The sequence below is a fragment of the Micromonospora sp. NPDC047730 genome (genome assembly GCF_043204765.1).
Taxonomy (GTDB): domain Bacteria; phylum Actinomycetota; class Actinomycetes; order Mycobacteriales; family Micromonosporaceae; genus Micromonospora.
Genome location: NZ_JBIDCU010000012.1, coordinates 20,277 through 38,200, shown reverse-complemented (window position 1 = coordinate 38,200; position 17,924 = coordinate 20,277). Strand labels below are relative to the sequence as shown.

Genomic DNA, 17,924 nt, shown 5'->3' with positions numbered 1-17,924 from the left:
CAGTGACGGACGGACGGTCGCGGCGGCGGGAGGACACCCGCCAGCGCCTCTTCGAGGCGGCCGTGGAGCTCATCGCCGAACAGGGCTTCTCGGCGACCACCGTGGACGACATCGCGGCCCGCGCCGGGGTGGCCAAGGGCACCGTCTACTACAACTTCGAGTCCAAGACGGTGCTCTTCGAGGAGCTGCTCCGGCACGGGATCGGCCTGCTCACCGCCGAGTTCCGGGCCGCCGTGGCCGGGCTGCCGCCGCGCGAGGCGCTGGCGGCGCTGGTGCGCGCCGAGCTGGAGTACATCCGGCGGTACCGGGCCTTCGCGCAGCTCCTGCTCTCCGAGATGTGGCGGACGAACCGGGAGTGGCAGCAGACGCTGCGGCTGCTGCGCGGCGAGGCGATCGAGGTGATCGCCGAGACGGTCCGGGCCGGGGTGGCCGCCGGCGACCTGCCCGCGGACCTGGACGTGCGGACCGCCTCGTCCGCGCTGTTCGGCGTCGGGCTGGTGGTGGCGGTGGACTGGCTGGTGTTCCAGCCGGACCGGCCGATCGAGGACGTCGAGGAGGCGCTGCTCGGCATCGTCCGTCGGGTCGCCCGGACCTGACCCGGCCGCCCCGCGCCCGGGCGGCGTCGGAAGGTCGGCTTCCGGGTGTCACCGGGTGCCGGGCGGGCCGTAAATGCGTTGAACCGGACACCCCCACCGAGCAGGCTGGACGTCTCCCCACTGCCTTCCCGAAGGGACTCCGATGCGTCTGCTCCGGGACCTGTGGGTCACCTCGCCCCGCCGTATGGCGGTCGTGACCTGCCTGATCGTGTTCGGCGCCGGCGGTCAGGCCGCCGCCGCCGCGCTGGCCGGTCCCGTCCTGGTGCACCGCGCCGCCGGGTTCTTCGCGCTGCTGGCGGTGGCGCTGGTCGCCGCCGTGCTCACCGACCTCGTGGTCAGCCTGCTGATGGCCGGGCTGACCGCCGACTGGTCCGCCGACGTGCGCCGCCGGCTGTGCCGGGTGGCGTTCGGGCAGGACCTGCCGACCCTGGAGACCACTCCGGTCGGCGAGCTGCTCGACCGCATCGACGGCGACGTCTACCAGGTCGCCGCCGCGGTGCGCAACCAGGGCGTACGGATCGCGCAGGCGCTGACGACGGGCCTGCTCTCGACGGTCGTCGCCCTCGCGGTCTGGTGGCCGGCCGGCGTCGGGATGCTGCTGCTCACGGTGCTGCTCGCGGTCGGCCTGCGCCGGCCCACCGCGCGGATCGCCCCGGCCCGGATGGCCGAGGAGGAGGCGTGGTCCGACCTCGCCGCCGTGATGGAGGAGGCCGTCCACGGCCAGGACGACGTGCGGACCAGCCTGGCCCGGCCGTACGTGCTGCGCCTCTACGCCCGGCGGGCGGCCGAGGTGCTCGACCGGGGCGTCCGCGTGTGGCGGATGTCGGCCCGGGTCACCACGGTGGCCGCCGGCGCCACCCTGGCCGGGATCGCCGCCGTGGTGCTCGGCGGCGCGTGGGCGCTGGCCACCGGCCGGGTCGACGGCGCCCGGCTCACCGCCGTCTGGCTGCTCGCGATCGGGTTCGGCATGACCGTCGAGCACGTCAGCCGGATGGTCCCCGAGCTCCAGTACGCCCTCGGCGCGTGGGGCCGGGTGCAACTGCTGGCGAACTCCCCGCAGGAGCCGGTGGGCGGGGCCGCCCCGACCGAGGGCGACCTGCTGGTCCGCGGCCTCACCTTCCACTACGACGGCGCCGAGCCGGACGGCGGGCGCGGCCCCGCGCTGCGTGACGTCCACCTGACCTTCGCCCGTGGCCGCTCGTACGCCCTGGTCGGCCGGACCGGCTCCGGCAAGTCCACCCTGGCGAAGGTGCTGACCCGGGCCGTCGACGTGCCACCAGGGACGGTCTTCCTGGCCGGCCGCGACGTGCGTGACCTCGACGTCGAGCAGCTGCGTCGGTGGATCGCCGTGGTGCCCCAGCGCACGGAGATCCTCGCCGGCACCCTCGCCGAGAACGTCGCGCTGTTCGAGCCGGAACTGCGCGACGCCGCCGCCCGGGCGCTGCACGAGCTGGGCCTGGCGGGCTGGATCGCCGAGCTGCCCGACGGCCTGGAGACCCGGCTCGGCGAGGGTGGGCACGTGCTCTCGGCCGGGCAGGAGCAACTGGTCGCCTTCGCCCGGATCCTGGTGCGCGACCCGCACGTGGTGATCCTCGACGAGGCCACCGCCCGTCTCGACCCGGTCACCGAGGCGCGGGTGCAGCAGGCCACCGAGCGGCTGCTGCGCGACCGGATCGGCATCGTCATCGCGCACCGCCTCTCGTCCGTACGCCGCTGCGACGAGGTGGTGGTGATGGCCGACGGGGCGGTGGTCGAGGCGGGCCCGCTGCGGGAGTCGGCCCGCTTCGCCGACCTGCTCGCCAGCAGCCACGCCACCGCGTACGCGCACGCGGGGTCGGGGGCCCGGTCCGGCGGGGTGGACCTGCTGACCGGCCCGCCGGACCCGTGGCCGTCCGCCGGCCCCGACCCGGTGGAGCCGGAGGCCGGGCGGCCGGCCGCGCCCGACGGCGACCCGACGCCGGCGGCGGAGCCCGAGGCGACGGCCCCGGCGTCGCCCCGGGGGCTGCGTGGCCTGCGCGGGCTGCGGGAGGTCCTGCGGCTGTGCGTCAACGACGCCCGGTACGGGTTGGCCTCGCTCGCGATGTTCGTGCTGCTGGTGGTCCTGGGGATGGACGGGCCGGTGCTGCCCTGGCTCTGGGCCGACCTGGTCGACGGCGTCGGGGACCCCTGGCTGCCGGCGGTGGGGATCGTCGCCGCCCTGCTGGTCACCCTGCCGGTGCACTGGTTCACCGGCTACCGGTTCCCGCAGTGGTGGGTCCGGCAGATGCTGCGGATCAGCCTGCGGCTGGTGCACGGGCAGACCGGGCCGCGCCGGGTCAGCGGGCACACCCCGGCGGAGGTGGTGGCCCAGGGCGGCGACACCGAGCGGGTGGTGCAGCTCGCCGACAACGTGAGCGACCAGGGGATCTCGCTCGTGCTGCTGGCGGCGATGACGGCCGTGACCGGCAGCGTCGTGCCGGGGCTGTTCTTCGCCGGGACGATGGTGGTCTCCGGGCTGGCCGCGACGCTGTTCGGGCCGCGGCTGGAGCGCTCCGCCCGGGCCACCGTCGCCGCGCGGGCCGCGTTCGCCACCGCCCTGGTCTCCTCGCTGTCGGCCGCCCGTACGGTGAAACTCGCCGGGGCCACCCGGCCGGTGCTGGCCCACCTGGCCGACCTCGACGTGGTCCGTAGCGACCGGCAACGCCGCGAGATCGCGGTGCAGGTGTGGTCGCGGTCGACCCCGTCGCTGGTCAGCGGCCTGCTGCCGATCGGCGCGTGGGCGCTGTTCCTGGCCGGCGAGCTGTCGGCCGGCGCCACCCTGGTCGCGGTCGCCACCCTGGCGGCGGCCCGCTGGTTCGCCTGGACGACGGCGTCGCTGATCTCGCAGATCCCCTCCGCACGGGTGTGGACGCGGCGGACGGTGGCGATGACCGGGGTGGCGGCGTACTCGGCGGCGGTGCCGGACGTGGACCTCGGCGCGGGCACCGCCCCGGCGCCGGACGTGCCGCCCCGGCGCCCGCTGCGCCGGCTGGAGCTGACGGGCTTCGGGGTCCGGCACACCGACGGGACGGTGGCCGTCCGCGACGTCGACCTGACGGTGGAACGCGGCCAGTTGGTGCTGGTCGTCGGGCCGGTCGGCGCGGGCAAGTCGTCGCTGCTGCGGGCGCTCGCCGGCATCGCGCCGCACACCGGCCTGCTGACCTGGAACGGCGAGCCGGTCACCGAGCCGGAGCTGTTCCTGCGCCCCAACCAGGTGGGCTACGTCGGCCAGCTGCCCCGGGTGCTCTCCGGCACGGTGGCCGACAACATCACGCTCGGCCACCAGGTGGACGCCGCCGCGGCGGTGTCGACCGCCCAGCTCGACCACGACCTGGCGGCGGCCGGGGGCGGGCTCGGGCTGCTGATCGGGCACAAGGGCACCCGGCTCTCCGGCGGGCAGCTGCAGCGCCTCGCGCTGGCCCGGGCGCTCGCGCCGCGTACCGAGCTGCTGGTCGCCGACGACGTGTCCTCGGCGCTGGACGTCACCACGGAGCTGGCGCTCTGGCAGGCCCTGCGCGAGCACGGGGTGACCGTGGTGGGCTCGACCTCGAAGCGGGCCGCCCTGGTGCGGGCCGACCACGTCGTGGTCCTGCTGTCCGGCTCGGTCGCCGCCCAGGGCCCCTGGCGCGACCTGGAACCGCACTGGTCCCACCTGGCCGGCTGACCCGCTCTCCCGGCCCCACCGCGAGGGGGCCGGGGAGGGGGTGGGGTCAGCGGGCGCGGGTGTACTGGGCGGGCCAGGTGGGGGTGGCGCCGAGCTTGGCGGCGGCGCGGTGCGGCCAGTACGGGTCGCGCAGGAGTTCCCGCCCGAGCAGGACCAGGTCGGCGTCGCCGGCGGCGACGATCTCCTCGGCCTGCTCCGGCTCGACGATCAGGCCGACCGCGCCGGTGGCCACGCCCGCCTCGCGGCGTACCCGGGCGGACAGCGGCACCTGGTAGCCCGGGCCGACGGGGATCGTGGCGGTGCTGGACGCGCCGCCCGAGGAGCAGTCGACGAGGTCGACCCCGGCACCGGCCAGCTCGCCGGCGAGCACCACGCTGTCCTCGACCGTCCAGCCATCGGGCTCCCAGTCCGTGGCGGAGATCCGGGTCAGCACGGGCACGTCCTCGCCGACCGCCGCGCGGACCGCCCGGGCCACCTCCAGGGTCAGCCGCATCCGGCCGGCCCGGTCCCCGCCCCAGCCGTCCTGCCGGTGGTTGGTCAGGGGCGAGAGGAACTCGTGCAGCAGGTAGCCGTGCGCGGCGTGGATCTCCACGGCGGCGAACCCGGCGTCGACGGCCCGCCCGGCCGCCGCCGCGAACGCCTCGACCACGCCGGCGATCCCGGCCTCGTCCAGGGCGGTCGGCACCCGGTGGTCGGGCAGGAACGGCGTCGACCCGGGGCCGACCGGCGTCCACCCGCCCTCGGCGTCGGGCACCCCGCCCCGGCGCGGCGCCCACGGCCGGTACGTCGACGCCTTGAACCCGGCGTGCGCGAGCTGTACCGCCGGCACGGTGCCGTGCGCCGCGACGAACGCGGTCACCGGCCGCCAGGCGTCGACGTGCGCCCCGGACCAGAGCCCGGTGTCCTGGGGGCTGATCCGCCCCTCCGGCACCACCGCGGTGGCCTCGGTCAGCACCAGGCCGACGCCGCCGACCGCCCGGCCGCCGAGGTGCACCAGGTGCCAGTCGGTGGGCAGGCCGTCCGGGCCGGCGGTGTACTGGCACATCGGCGCCAGGGCGATCCGGTTGGGCAGGGTCACCGCGCGCAGGGCCAGCGGCGTGAACAGGACACTCATGTCGTCATCCTCTCTACCGGCCGAGGAGGACCTCCCCACGGAGGTCCTCCTCGGCGTCGACGCGCCCGTCGGTGGTGGGCGTCGCCCGGACGTCCCGCCGGGGTCGTGGCGGGGCTGGCCCGCCGGGGTCGTGGCGGGCGTGGTCCGCCGGGGAGGTGCCGCAGCGGCGTCCCGCAGCGGCGGGCGGGAGGAGTCCTCAGGCCGGGACGGGGCTGAGGTCCTCCGGCCGGCGGGACCGGGCGTCGGCGTCGGCGTCCGCCGGGTCGAGCGGCGAGCGCCGGCCGGCCGAGTCGTACGCGGTCCGGTCCAGCGTGCCCTCGCGGGCCGCGACGATGGTCGGCACCAGCGCCTGACCGGCCACGTTGGTGGCGGTGCGGATCATGTCGAGGATCGGGTCGATCGCCAGCAGCAGGCCGGCGCCGGCCAGCGGCAGGCCGAGCGTGCTCAGGGTCAGCGTGAGCATCACGATCGCGCCGGTCAGGCCGGCGGTGGCAGCCGAGCCGACCACCGACACGAAGGCGATCAGCAGGTAGTCGGTGACGCCGAGGTCCACCCCGAAGACCTGGGCGACGAAGATCGCCGCGAGGGCCGGGTAGATCGCCGCGCAGCCGTCCATCTTCGTGGTCGCGCCGAACGGCACCGCGAACGAGGCGTACTCGCGGGGGACGCCGAGCCGCTCGACCGAGCGCTGGGTCACGGGCATCGTGCCCACCGAGGAACGGGAGACGAAGGCCAGCTCGATCGCGGGCCAGGCGCCGGCGAAGAAGCGCAGCGGGTTGAGCCGGCCGGCGGCCAGCAGCACCAGCGGGTAGACCACGAACAGCACGATCGCGCAGCCGACGTAGACGGCGGTGGTGAACTTCGCGAGCGGGGCCACCAGGTTCCAGCCGTACGAGGCGACGGCGTTGCCGATCAGGCCGAGCGTGCCGATCGGGGCGAGCCGGATGACCCACCAGAGCGCCTTCTGGACGATCTCCAGCAGCGCCCGGTTGAGCGCCACGAACGGCTCGGCCTTCTCGCCGACCAGCAGCGCCGCGGCGCCGATGACGAGGGCCAGGAAGACGATCTGGAGCACGTTGCCCTCGACGAACGCGCCGACCGGGTTGGTCGGCACGATGCCGGTGAGGAAGTCGGTCCAGGAGCCGGTCCTCTTCGGGGCGGCGGCGCCGGCGGTGTCCAGGGTGACGCCACGGCCGGGGTTGGTGAGTAGGCCGAGCCCGATGCCGACGGCCACGGCGACCAACGCGGTGGCGCCGAACCAGAGCAGGGTCTTCAGCGCGAGCCGGGCGGCGTTGGCCACCCCCCGCAGACTGACGACGCTGACCACGATGGCGGTGAAGACCAGCGGCGGCACGGCCAGCTTGAGGAGCTGGACGAAGAGGCCGCCGACGGTGTCGAGGGTGCTGGTGAGCCAGCTCAGGTCGTTGGCGCGGGCGAGGAAGCCGAGCGCCACGCCGAGGACGAGGCCGAGCAGGATCTGCACGGAGAAGGGGATCTTGCGCAGGGCGGAAGCCATGAGGATGTGTCCCAGGGTCTGGAGGGTCGAACGGGGCAGCGTCAGGAGAGCGGCTGCGCCGGACAGATGCCGCTGGCCTGCAGTCGGAGGTCGACATACAGGCGCACGGTGAGGTGCCAGACGTTGGTCATCGCCCGCCGAGGTTATCCCCCCGGCCGACTGACCGGAAGGATCGACTCCGGTGACGCTCCTTACAGCGAATGCTTGGAAGGGGCCCTTCCTCTACCGGAGGCGTTAACAAGGTGCCCTTCCTTACCGGCGGAGGGCGATGGTGGTGGCGGTGGCGGTGGCCCAGAGGAGCGCCACCAGGAGCAGCAGTCGCTCCAGCACCCCGACCAGGGCGCCCCGGCCCACCGCGAGCATCGCCAGCCCCACCACCCCGGCCAGCGGCAGCGCCACCGCCGCCGCCCCGGCGGCCAGCTGGCGCAGCGACCGGTCGGCCCCGGGCGGGAAGGCGATCGCCAGCATCGCGAAGACCACCGCCGCGGTCGCGACGATGCTCGCCCCGCCGTGCACCAGGTCGGCCGCCGTGGCCCGCTCGAACGGCGGCAGCGGGCAGCCCGCGCTGCACGTCACCGCGCCCGAGACCAGGGTGCAGAGGCTCCCGGTGGCGAGCAGCGCGGCCGCGACCCGCAGCCCCGCCGGCAGCGCCGCCGCGAGCAGCAGCAGCGCCGCGGCGAGGGCGAAGACCCCGATCCGGTACGCCGGGGCGTACGCGCTGTCGGTGACGCCCGCCTCGCTGACGTACCCGGTCAGGCCCGGGCCGGGACCGGCGACCACGGCGACGGTCACGGCGGTCGCGCCCGCGACGATGCAGCCGGTCGCGGCCGACGCGGCGGCGGCCCGGGACGGGGAGACGGTCGGGCCCGCCCGGCGCGGCTCGGCCACGCCCGGGGCGGCGGTCGGGTCCGCCCGGCGCGGCTCAGCCACGCCCGTGCGGCGTCGTCCAGCCGGAGGTGTCGGGGCCGAGCGGGACGATGCCCGTCGGGTTGATCGCCGCGTGGGTGCCGTAGTAGTGCCGCTTGATGTGGTCGAAGTCGACCGTCTCGCCGAAGCCCGGCGTCTGGAACAGGTCCCGCGCGTACGCCCAGAGCACCGGCATCTCGGTGAGCTTCTGCCGGTTGCACTTGAAGTGCCCGTGGTACGCCACGTCGAAGCGGACCAGGGTGGTGAACAGCCGCACGTCGGCCTCGGTGATCGCGTCGCCCATCAGGTAACGCCGGCCCGCCAGCCGCTCCGACAGCGCGTCGAGCCGGGCGAACAGCGCCGTGAACGCCTCCTCGTACGCGGCCTGCGAGGTGGCGAAGCCGCAGCGGTAGACGCCGTTGTTGACGTCCCGGTGGATCTCCGCCATCAGCGCGTCCATCTCCGGGCGGAGCTCCACCGGGTAGAGGTCCGGCGCGCCCGGCTTGTGCAGGCTGCGCCACTCGGTGGAGAAGTCGAGGGTGAGCTGCGGATAGTCGTTGGTGACCACCCGCCCGGTGTGCGTGTCGACCAGGGCCGGCACGGTGACCCGCCCGGTGTAGTCGGGGTCCGTGGCCAGGTACGCCTCGGAGAGGAAGCCGATGCCGAGCACCGGGTCGAACCCGTCCGGGTCGAGGCTGAACCGCCAGCCGCGCTCGTCGCGGATCGGGTCGACCGTGCCGAGTGAGATCGCGTCCTGGAGGCCGAGCAGGTTACGGACGATCCGGGCCCGGTGCGCCCAGGGGCAGGCCCGGCACCAGATCAGTCGGTAGCGGCCCGGCTCCAGCGGCCAGCGGTCCTGGTCGTCCGGGCCGCCCCCTGCGGGAGAGGTCGAGTGGGGGGTGACCCGACCGGTGAACCGGTTGGGCTGGCGGACGAACGCGCCACCGCCGCTGGTCTCTGCGCTGAACTGGGCCCGGGCCATGCCGTCAACCTATCCGCTGGGCGCGCGGATATCCTGGCGGCCGGGCGACCCCGTGACCCGGAAAGCGCCTGCCCCCGCCCCTTCCCACCCCCCGAAGGATCGCGCTGATGACCGTGGCATACCTGGTGGCCGGTGTCCGCACCCCGATCGGCCGGTACGGCGGCGCCCTCGCCGGCGTCCGCCCCGACGACCTGGCCGCGCACGTGATCCGCGAGCTGGTCGCCCGGCACCCGTCGGTGGACTGGGCGCGGGTGGACGACGTGATCCTGGGCTGCGCCAACCAGGCCGGGGAGGACAACCGCAACGTGGCCCGGATGGCGGCGCTGCTCGGCGGGCTGCCCGAGGAGGTGCCCGGCAGCACGGTCAACCGGCTCTGCGGTTCGGGCCTCGACGCCCTGGCCACCGCCGCCCGGTCGATCGTGGCCGGCGAGGCCGACCTCGTCGTGGCCGGCGGGGTGGAGAGCATGAGCCGCGCCCCGTTCGTGATGCCGAAGGCGACGACCCCGTACTCCCGCAACGCGGAGGTGTACGACACCACCATCGGCTGGCGGCTGGTCAACCCGCTGATGAAGAAGCACTGGGGCATCGACTCCATGCCGGAGACCGCGGAGAACGTCGCCGCCGAGTACGGCGTCGGCCGGGCCGAGCAGGACGAGTTCGCGTACCGGTCGCAGCAGCGGGCCGCGAAGGCGCAGGCCGACGGCCGGTTCGCCGAGGAGATCGTGCCGGTGAGCGTGCCGGCGGGGCGGCGCGAGACGAAGCTCGTCGAGGTCGACGAGCACCCCCGGGAGACCTCGCTGGAGAAGCTGGCCGCGCTGCCCACCCCGTTCCGCGAGGGCGGCACGGTGACCGCCGGCAACTCCTCCGGCGTCAACGACGGCGCGGTGGCGCTGCTGGTCGCCTCCGAGGCGGCCGTGACCCGGTACAACCTGACCCCGCTGGCCCGGTTCGCCGGGGCCGCCGCGGCCGGCGTACCGCCCCGGACCATGGGCGTCGGGCCGGTGCCGGCCACCCGGAAGCTGCTCGACCGGCTCGGCGTCGGCCTCGACGCGGTCGACGTGATCGAGCTGAACGAGGCGTTCGCCGCGCAGTCCGTCGCGGTGCTGCGCGAGCTGGGCCTGCCCACCGACGCCGAGCACGTCAACCCGAACGGCGGGGCGATCGCGCTCGGGCACCCGCTCGGCGCGAGCGGCGCCCGGCTGGCCCTGACCGCGGCGCTGGAGCTGCGGCGCCGGGGCGGGCGACGGGCGCTCGCCACCATGTGCGTCGGCGTGGGGCAGGGCATCTCGCTGCTGCTGGAGTCCGCCGGCTGACCCGTCGCCGGTCGGAGAACGGCCGGCCCGTCCTGGGCCCGCCGCCCCCGCCGGCCGGAGGGGCGCGGGGCGGGCCGGTCGGCGCCCGGGTGTCCGGTCGGTGACGGACACCGGACGGGCCGACGAAGTGGGTCATGGGACCTCGCCGTGCCGGGAGTGGGCGGCCTAGAGTGGTGAGCACCACTCGATCCGCGGGTCGGCCGGTGTGGCTCCGCGTGCCCCCCACGCGCCCCGACGCCGGTTCCCTCCCGCACCGCGGCGACGACATGGGGTGCAGCAGTGCAGATGCCGGACGGACTTCCCGCCGAGATCGACCTCTCCCGGCCGAGCGCGGCCCGGGTCTACGACTACTTCCTCGGCGGGGCGCACAACTTCGAGATCGACCGGCAGCTCGCCGAGCAGATCGCCGGCATGACCCCCAACCTGGCGGCCACCATGCGCGCCGGCCGCGAGTTCCTGCGCCGGGCCGTGCGTACGCTGCTGGACGCCGGGGTCGACCAGTTCCTCGACATCGGCTCCGGCATCCCGACCGTCGGCAACGTGCACGAGGTCGCCCAGACGGCCAACCCCAAGGCCCGGGTGGTCTACGTCGACATCGACCCGGTCGCGGTGGCGCACAGCCGGGAGCTGCTCGCCGGCAACGAGCTGACCGGGGTGATCCACGCCGACCTGCGCGAGCCGGAGCGGATCCTGACCGAGGCCCGTGAGCTGGCGCTGCTCGACTTCAGCCGGCCGCTGGGCATCCTGCTCGCCGGGGTGGTGCACTTCATCCCGGACGCCGACCGACCCGGCGACGTCCTGGCCACCCTGCGGGCCGCCGCCGCCCCGGGCAGCTTCCTGGTCATCTCGCACTCCACCTTCGAGGACCAGCCGCAGGAGATGCTCGACGCGCAGCGCCTCTCGGCGCGTACCGACACCGAGATCACGCTGCGCTCGCGGGCCGAGGTCACCAGCTTCTTCGGCGACTGGACGATCCTGGAGCCGGGCGTGGTGCACATGCCGCTCTGGCGTCCGGACTCGCCGTCCGACGTGGACGACCAGCCGGAGCGGTTCGGTGCCTTCGGCGGCGTCGCCCGGTACGACCAGCCCACCGCCTGAGCCCATGGGCGCCGTACCGGAGCCCGGCGGCGACGACCTCAGCCGGTCGGGCGCCCTGCGGTACGCGACCGAGTGGTCCCGGGCGGTGCGCCGGCTCGGTTTCGTGCCGCTCAGCGCGGCCGAGACCGAGCGGCTGCTGCACCTGCACACCGTCCGGCTGGCGCTGGCCGTGCTCGCCGAACCCTTCTCGGCCCTGCCGGCCGAGGAGGTCGGGCGCGCACTGGTCGAGGAGCACCTGACGGAGCCGCGGGTGCTCGACTGGTCGGTGCGGGCCCTCGGCGAGCGCTTCCTTCCCGAGGTGCTGCCCGCCCGGGCGCACCACGACGAGACGGTGGAGCGGGTCGCGGCCCTGCAGGGCGGGCTGGCCGCCGGGTTCGCCCGCGCCCTGCGCGACCGCACCTTCGCCCAGCAGGAGCGGATCGCCCGCTCGGCGTGGCAGGCGCGGGACGAGGTGGAGCAGGCCCTGCGTGACAGCGAGGCCCGGTTCCGGGCGGTCTTCGTCGGGGCGCCCACGGGCATCGGCATCGCCGGCATCGACGGTCGGATCATCGACGTCAACCAGGCGTTCGCGGACATGCTCGGCTACTCCGTCGAGGAGCTGCGGCAGATCAACGTGGCGTCGCTGTTCCACGTCGACGACGCGGCCGGGATGTGGGAGCTCTACCAGGAGCTGGTCGAGGGCAAGCACGACAGCGCCCGGGTGGAGAAGCGCTACCACCGCAAGGACGGCAGCGTGGTCTGGACCGACCTGTCCGTCTCGCTGATCCGGCACGACGACGGCCGGCCCCGGTTCACCGTCGCGATGATCGAGGACATCACCGAGCGGTACGAGCTCCAGCAGCGGCTGCGCTTCCAGGCGCTGCACGACCCGCTCACCGGCCTGCCCAACCGGACCCTGTTCTTCGAGACGCTGGGCCAGGTCTTCGAGATGGCCGACGCGGACCACCGCGTCGGGGTCTGCTTTCTCGACCTGGACGGCTTCAAGGCGGTCAACGACAGCCTCGGCCACGACCTCGGTGACCGGCTGCTGGTGGTGATCGCCCGGCGGCTCGCCGAGTGCGTCGCCGGGCGCGGCCACCTGGTCGCCCGGATGGGCGGGGACGAGTTCGTCATCCTGGTCGACGACGGCACCGGCATCGACGACGCGGTGGCCGTCGCCGAGGCGGCTCTGGCCGCCGTCTCCGCCCCGGTCCGGATCGGCGAGCACCAGCTCGCCGTCTCGGCGAGCGTCGGCATCGTCGAGTGTCCCGTCGGCGGGACGAGCGCCTCGGAGCTGATGAAGGCCGCCGACACCACGCTCTACTGGGCGAAGGCGGAGGGCCGCGGCCGGTGGGCGGTCTACGACCCGGAGCGCGGCGCCCGGGACATCGCCCGCTCCGCGCTGGCCGCCGGGCTGCCGGCGGCGCTGGACCGGGACGAGTTCGTGCTCCACTACCAGCCGATCGTGTCCCTGCTGGAGGGCTCGATGCTGGCCGTGGAGGCGCTGGTCCGCTGGCAGCACCCGGAGCTGGGGCTCATCGGGCCGGACCGGTTCATCGGGCTGGCGGAGGAGACCGGCCTGATCGTCCGCCTCGGCGAGTGGGTGCTGCGGCAGGCCTGCCGGGACGCGGAGGAGTGGCGGCGCGAGTTCCCCGCGGCCCGGCTGGTGGTCAGCGTCAACCTGGCCGCCCGGCAGGCCGACGACCCGCGGATCGTGGAGACCGTCGCCGACGCGCTGGCCTCCACCGGGCTCCCGGCCGGGCTGCTGCAACTGGAGTTGACCGAGAGCGCCGTGATGGGCACCGCGGGGGAGCCGCTGCGGTCGCTGCACCGGCTGGCCGCGCTGGGCGTACGGCTGGCGATCGACGACTTCGGCACCGGCTACTCGAACCTGGCGTACCTGCGGCGGCTGCCGATCCACTGCCTCAAGTTGGCCGGCCCGTTCGTCGAGGGGATCCGGGGCGACGGCCCGGAGGCGGCCACCGACCACCGGGACGAGCGGATCGTGGACGCGCTGGTGCGGCTGGCGCACGCGTTGGAGCTGTGGGTCACCGCGGAGGCGGTCGAGACCGGGGTACAGGCCGAGCGGCTGCGGGCGCTGCGCTGCGACACCGGGCAGGGGCGGTACTTCGGCCCGCCGGCGCCGGCGGCGGAGATCACGGCCCGGCTGCGCGGCGGCGGGCACGGAGCCGCGGCATGAGCCTCGCCGACACCGAGGCGGCCGTCGCCGTCCTCGCCGCGCTGGCCATCCTCGCCGGGCTGGCCGGCGTGGTGGTGCCCGGCCTGCCGGCGCTGCCGCTGTGCTGGGGCGGGGTGCTGGTCTGGGCGCTCTTCGGCGGCGCCGGGCCGGGGCGCTGGGCGGTGCTCGCCGCCGCCACGGTGGTCGTCGCCGGCGGCACCGTCGTGAAGTACGCCTGGCCGGGGCGGAACCTGAAACGCACCGGGGTGCCCACCTCGTCGCTGCTCGCCGGCGGCGTGCTGGGACTGGTCGGCTTCTTCGTCGTACCGGTGGTCGGGCTGGTGCTCGGCTTCGTCGGCGGGGTGTGGGCGGCGGAGCGGCTGCGGCTGGGCGACTCCCGGCTGGCCTGGCCGGCGACGAAGCAGGCCGTGGCGGCGGCCGGCCTGTCCATGCTGGTCGAGTTCCTCGCCGGCCTGCTCGTGGCGGCGCTCTGGGTCGTCGGTCTGCTGCTGACCTGACGGCGTGGTGGTGGGGCGGCGGCGCGGGGCGGGCGTCGGGTACGGCGCAGCGCCGCACGGGTGAGAGAGACGAAGCAGGCCGTGGCGGCGGCCGGCCTGTCCATGCTGGTCGAGTTCCTCGCCGGCCTGCTCGTGGCGGCGCTCTGGGTCGTCGGTCTGCTGCTGACCTGACGGCGTGGTGGTGGGGCGGCGGCGCGGGGCGGGCGTCGGGTACGGCGCAGCGCCGCACGGGTGAGAGAGAGGTGACGTGCCCCGCGCCGCCGCGGTGCCGGGGCGGTCCGAGCGCCCGGCGGTGGCCCGTCGCGATCGGGCCTGGTCACGGGCTCAAGCATGCGGCGCACGCGCCCGGACGGCAACGCAATTTGCCCGCTCGCCGGGCCGGTCGGCGGGAGCGAGCCCGGCGCACCCACCCCGGGCGGTTGCCGGGATCCGGGGCTGGGCATTGACGGTGGTCAGGTTAGCCAGTAGACCTTGGTGATGGAGGCCCGCCGATGAGGAAAGCTCCGCTCACGTTGGAACAACTGCGGGTCGCCATCGCCGAGGGCGAGATCGACACCGTGGTGCTGGCCCTGGTGGACATGCAGGGCCGGTTGCAGGGCAAGCGGTTCCACGCCCCCCACTTCCTCGACCACGTCGTCGCGCACGGCAGCGAGGGCTGCAACTACCTGCTCGCCGTGGACGTCGACATGAACACCGTCGACGGGTACGCGATGTCGAGCTGGGAACGCGGCTACGGCGACTTCGCCATGGTGCCGGACTTCGACACGCTGCGCCGGGTGCCCTGGCAGCCGGGCAGCGCGCTGCTCCTGGCGGACCTGGCCTGGCTGGACGGGTCAGGGCCGGTGGCCGCCTCGCCCCGGCAGATCCTGCGCCGTCAGCTGGACCGGATGGCGGGGCACGGGCTGACCGCGTACGCCGGCACGGAGCTGGAGTTCGTGTTGTTCCGCGACTCCTACGAGGACGCCTGGCGGCGCGGCTACCGGGAGCTGACCCCCGCCAACCAGTACAACGTGGACTACTCCCTGCTCGGCACCGCCCGCGTGGAGCCGCTGCTGCGCCGCATCCGCCGGGAGATGGCGGGGGCGGGGCTGACCCCCGAGAGCGCGAAGGGGGAGTGCAACCTGGGCCAGCACGAGATCGCCTTCCGCTACGACGAGGCGGTGGCCTGCGCCGACCACCACGTCATCTACAAGAACGGGGCGAAGGAGATCGCCGCCCAGGAGGGCATGTCGATCACCTTCATGGCCAAGCCGAACGAGCGGGAGGGCAACTCCTGCCACATCCACTTCTCCCTGCGTGACGCGGACGGCCGGTCGGCGCTGCTCGGCGACGGGCCGGCGCACCTGTCGGCGACCGGGCGGCGGGTGCTGGCCGGGCTGCTCGCCACCATGCAGGAGTTCAGCCTCCTGTTCGCCCCGAACGTCAACTCCTACAAGCGCTACCAGCCCGGGTCGTTCGCCCCGACCGCGCTGCGGTGGGGCACGGACAACCGCACCTGCGCCCTGCGGCTGGTCGGGCACGGGCAGGGCATGCGGGTGGAAAACCGGGTCCCGGGGGCGGACGTGAACCCGTACCTGGCCATCGCCGCGCTGGTCGCCGGCGCCGTGCACGGCATCGAGCGCGGACTGGAGCTGGGCGAGGAGTGCACCGGCAACGCGTACGACGACCCGGCCGCCGAGCGGGTCCCCGGCACGCTGCGTGACGCCCTCGCCCGGTGGGAGTCCTCGACGGTGGCGGGGGAGGCATTCGGCGACGAGGTGGTGGCGCACTACGCCAACCAGGCGCGGGTCGAACTGGCGGCCTTCGACGCCGCCGTGACCGACTGGGAGCTCTTCCGTGGCTTCGAACGCCTCTGACCTCGACCGCGTGATCGACGGGAAGGGATGGGGCCCGTGACCGAGGTGGTGAACCCGACGACGGGCGAGGTGGTGGCGGTCGTGCCGTCGGCCTCGGCCGACGAGGTCGACGCGGCGATCGGGCGGGCGGACGCGGCGTACCCGCGGTGGCGGGCACTGGCGCCGGGGGACCGGGCGCGGCTGCTGCGCCGGTTCGCCGCGCTGGTGGACGCGCACCTGGAGGAGCTGGCGCAGCTGGAGGTGCGCAACTCGGGGCACACCGTCGGCAACGCGCGGTGGGAGGCGGGCAACGTCCGGGACGTGCTCGACTACTACGCGGGCGCGCCGGAGCGGCTGACCGGGCGGCAGATCCCCGTGCCGGGCGGGCTGGACGTGACATTCCACGAACCACTCGGCGTGGTCGGGGTGATCGTGCCGTGGAACTTCCCGATGCCGATCGCCGCCTGGGGCTTCGCGCCGGCGCTCGCGGCCGGCAACACGGTGGTGCTCAAACCCGCCGAGTTGACCCCGCTGACCGCGCTGCGCCTGGCCGAGCTGGCCCGCGAGGCGGGGCTGCCCGAGGACGTGTTCACGGTGCTGCCGGGAGCCGGGTCCGTGGTGGGGGAGCGGTTCGTCACCCATCCCGCCGTCCGCAAGGTCTGCTTCACCGGCTCCACCGAGGTCGGCACCCGGATCATGGCCGGCTGTGCCGCCCAGGTGAAGCGGGTGACCCTGGAGCTGGGCGGCAAGAGCGCCAACCTGGTCTTCGCCGACGCCGACCTGGAGAAGGCGGCGGCGACCGCCCCGTACGCCGTCTTCGACAACGCCGGCCAGGACTGCTGCGCCCGGTCCCGGATCCTGGTCCAGCGGCCGGCGTACGACCGCTTCCTGGAGCTGCTCGAGCCGGCGGTGCGGGCGTTGCGGGTGGAGGATCCGGCCCGGGAGACCGCCGAGATGGGCCCGCTCATCTCCGCCGGCCAGCGGGACCGGGTCGCGGGGTACGTCGACGGGGCGACCGTCGCCTTCACCGGCTCCCGCCCCGACGGCCCCGGCTTCTGGTACGCCCCGACGGTGCTGCTCGCCGACTCCACGGCGGACCGGCACTGGCGGGAGGAGATCTTCGGCCCGGTCGTCTCGGTGCTCCCGTTCGACGACGAGGCCGACGCGGTGCGACTCGCCAACGACACCGAGTACGGCCTGTCCGGCTCGGTCTGGACCCGGGACGTGGGCCGCGCCGTCCGGGTGGCGCGGGCGGTCGAGGCGGGCAACCTCAGCGTCAACTCGCACTCCTCGGTGCGGTACTGGACCCCCTTCGGCGGGATGAAGCGCTCCGGGCTGGGCCGCGAGCTGGGCCCGGACGCGCTGCACGCCTTCACCGACGTCAAGAACGTGTTCATCGCAACGGAGGAGTGAGGCGCGTGCAGGGTCGTCTTCAGGACCGGGTGGCCGTGGTCACCGGTGCGGGCAGCGGGATCGGGCTGGCCACCGTGCGGCGGTTCGCCGCCGAGGGGGCGCGGGTGGTCTGCGTGGACATCGACCCGGAGGCCGGCAAGCGGGCCGCCGACTCCGTGGGCGGCGAGTTCGTCGCGGCGGACGTCGCCGACGAGGCGGCCGTACGGGACCTCTTCGACGGGGTGGCCGAGCGGCACGGGCGGATCGACATCGCGTTCAACAACGCCGGCATCTCCCCGCCGGAGGACGACTCCATCCTGGAGACCGGGCTGGACGCCTGGGAGCGGGTGCTGCGGGTCAACACCACGAGCGTCTACCTCTGCTGCAAGCACGTCATCCCGCACATGCGCCGGCAGGGCAAGGGCTCGATCGTCAACACCGCCTCGTTCGTGGCGCTGATGGGCGCGGCCACCTCGCAGATCGCGTACACGGCGAGCAAGGGCGGGGTGCTGGCGATGACCCGGGAACTGGGCGTGCAGTTCGCCCGGGAGGGCATCCGGGTCAACGCGCTCTGCCCCGGCCCGGTCGCCACCCCGCTGCTGCTGGAGCTCTTCGCCGCCGACCCGGAGCGCGCGGCCCGCCGGCTGGTGCACGTGCCGATGGGGCGGTTCGGCAGGCCGGAGGAGATCGCCGCCGCGGTGGCCTTCCTCGCCAGCGACGACGCCTCCTTCATGACCGCCGCGCAGTTCGTGGTCGACGGCGGCATCACCGGCGCGTACGTCACCCCGCTGTGAGCCCGCGCCCTCCGGATGGC

Annotated in this window: 13 protein-coding genes; 9 read left to right on the top strand and 4 right to left on the bottom strand. The window is 74.9% G+C overall.

Features of this window, described 5'->3' with window-relative positions; translation table 11 throughout:
- Positions 1 to 2: 2 nt before the first annotated feature.
- Positions 3 to 596: a TetR/AcrR family transcriptional regulator gene (locus ACGF5G_RS24740; RefSeq protein ID WP_393266665.1), complete on the top strand. Its 594-nt coding sequence runs from the start codon at positions 3 to 5 to the stop codon at positions 594 to 596.
- Between the two features lie 142 nt (positions 597 to 738).
- Entirely contained in the window at positions 739 to 4,278 is a 3,540-nt protein-coding gene (locus ACGF5G_RS24735) for an ATP-binding cassette domain-containing protein (RefSeq protein WP_393266662.1), read from the top strand.
- Between the two features lie 46 nt (positions 4,279 to 4,324).
- Here the strand turns inward: ACGF5G_RS24735 and ACGF5G_RS24730 are convergent, their stop codons facing one another.
- The 4 genes from ACGF5G_RS24730 to ACGF5G_RS24715 form a co-directional block, all read right to left on the bottom strand.
- A complete protein-coding gene (locus ACGF5G_RS24730) occupies positions 4,325 to 5,392 on the bottom strand; it encodes an NADH:flavin oxidoreductase/NADH oxidase (RefSeq protein ID WP_393266660.1) in 1,068 nt (355 codons plus the stop codon).
- Positions 5,393 to 5,588: 196 nt separating this feature from the next.
- Positions 5,589 to 6,896: a dicarboxylate/amino acid:cation symporter gene (locus ACGF5G_RS24725; RefSeq protein WP_393267005.1), complete on the bottom strand. Its 1,308-nt coding sequence runs from the start codon at positions 6,894 to 6,896 to the stop codon at positions 5,589 to 5,591.
- A 264-nt stretch (positions 6,897 to 7,160) separates the two neighbouring features.
- The gene (locus tag ACGF5G_RS24720) at positions 7,161 to 7,838 is read right to left on the bottom strand and encodes a DUF998 domain-containing protein (RefSeq protein WP_393266657.1); all 678 of its coding nucleotides are present in this window, start codon (positions 7,836 to 7,838) and stop codon (positions 7,161 to 7,163) included.
- Positions 7,831 to 8,796 (bottom strand): glutathione S-transferase family protein, encoded by a 966-nt coding sequence (locus ACGF5G_RS24715; protein ID WP_393266654.1) that lies wholly within the window; start codon positions 8,794 to 8,796, stop codon positions 7,831 to 7,833. Before ACGF5G_RS24715 ends, ACGF5G_RS24720 begins: the two co-directional genes overlap by 8 nt.
- A gap of 107 nt (positions 8,797 to 8,903) precedes the next feature.
- Here ACGF5G_RS24715 and pcaF point away from each other — a divergent pair, with 107 nt between their 5' ends.
- The 7 genes from pcaF (at position 8,904) to ACGF5G_RS24680 (ending at position 17,904) form a co-directional block, all read left to right on the top strand.
- A complete protein-coding gene (gene pcaF, locus ACGF5G_RS24710; RefSeq protein WP_393266652.1) occupies positions 8,904 to 10,109 on the top strand; it encodes a 3-oxoadipyl-CoA thiolase in 1,206 nt (401 codons plus the stop codon).
- A 279-nt stretch (positions 10,110 to 10,388) separates the two neighbouring features.
- Positions 10,389 to 11,207, top strand: a complete 819-nt coding sequence (locus tag ACGF5G_RS24705) for an SAM-dependent methyltransferase (protein ID WP_393266650.1) — start codon at positions 10,389 to 10,391, stop codon at positions 11,205 to 11,207.
- 4 nt (positions 11,208 to 11,211) lie between these two features.
- On the top strand, positions 11,212 to 13,386 hold the full coding sequence (locus ACGF5G_RS24700; protein ID WP_393266648.1) for a putative bifunctional diguanylate cyclase/phosphodiesterase: 2,175 nt from the start codon (positions 11,212 to 11,214) through the stop codon (positions 13,384 to 13,386).
- Positions 13,383 to 13,883 (top strand): DUF456 domain-containing protein, encoded by a 501-nt coding sequence (locus ACGF5G_RS24695; protein WP_393266645.1) that lies wholly within the window; start codon positions 13,383 to 13,385, stop codon positions 13,881 to 13,883. Before ACGF5G_RS24700 ends, ACGF5G_RS24695 begins: the two co-directional genes overlap by 4 nt.
- Before the next feature lie 491 nt (positions 13,884 to 14,374).
- Positions 14,375 to 15,739, top strand: coding sequence for a glutamine synthetase family protein (locus ACGF5G_RS24690; protein WP_393266642.1), 1,365 nt, complete (start codon positions 14,375 to 14,377; stop codon positions 15,737 to 15,739).
- Positions 15,740 to 15,766: 27 nt separating this feature from the next.
- On the top strand, positions 15,767 to 17,131 hold the full coding sequence (locus tag ACGF5G_RS24685; protein ID WP_393266639.1) for an aldehyde dehydrogenase family protein: 1,365 nt from the start codon (positions 15,767 to 15,769) through the stop codon (positions 17,129 to 17,131).
- A gap of 5 nt (positions 17,132 to 17,136) precedes the next feature.
- Positions 17,137 to 17,904: a 3-oxoacyl-ACP reductase gene (locus ACGF5G_RS24680; RefSeq protein WP_393266637.1), complete on the top strand. Its 768-nt coding sequence runs from the start codon at positions 17,137 to 17,139 to the stop codon at positions 17,902 to 17,904.
- Positions 17,905 to 17,924 lie beyond the last annotated feature (20 nt).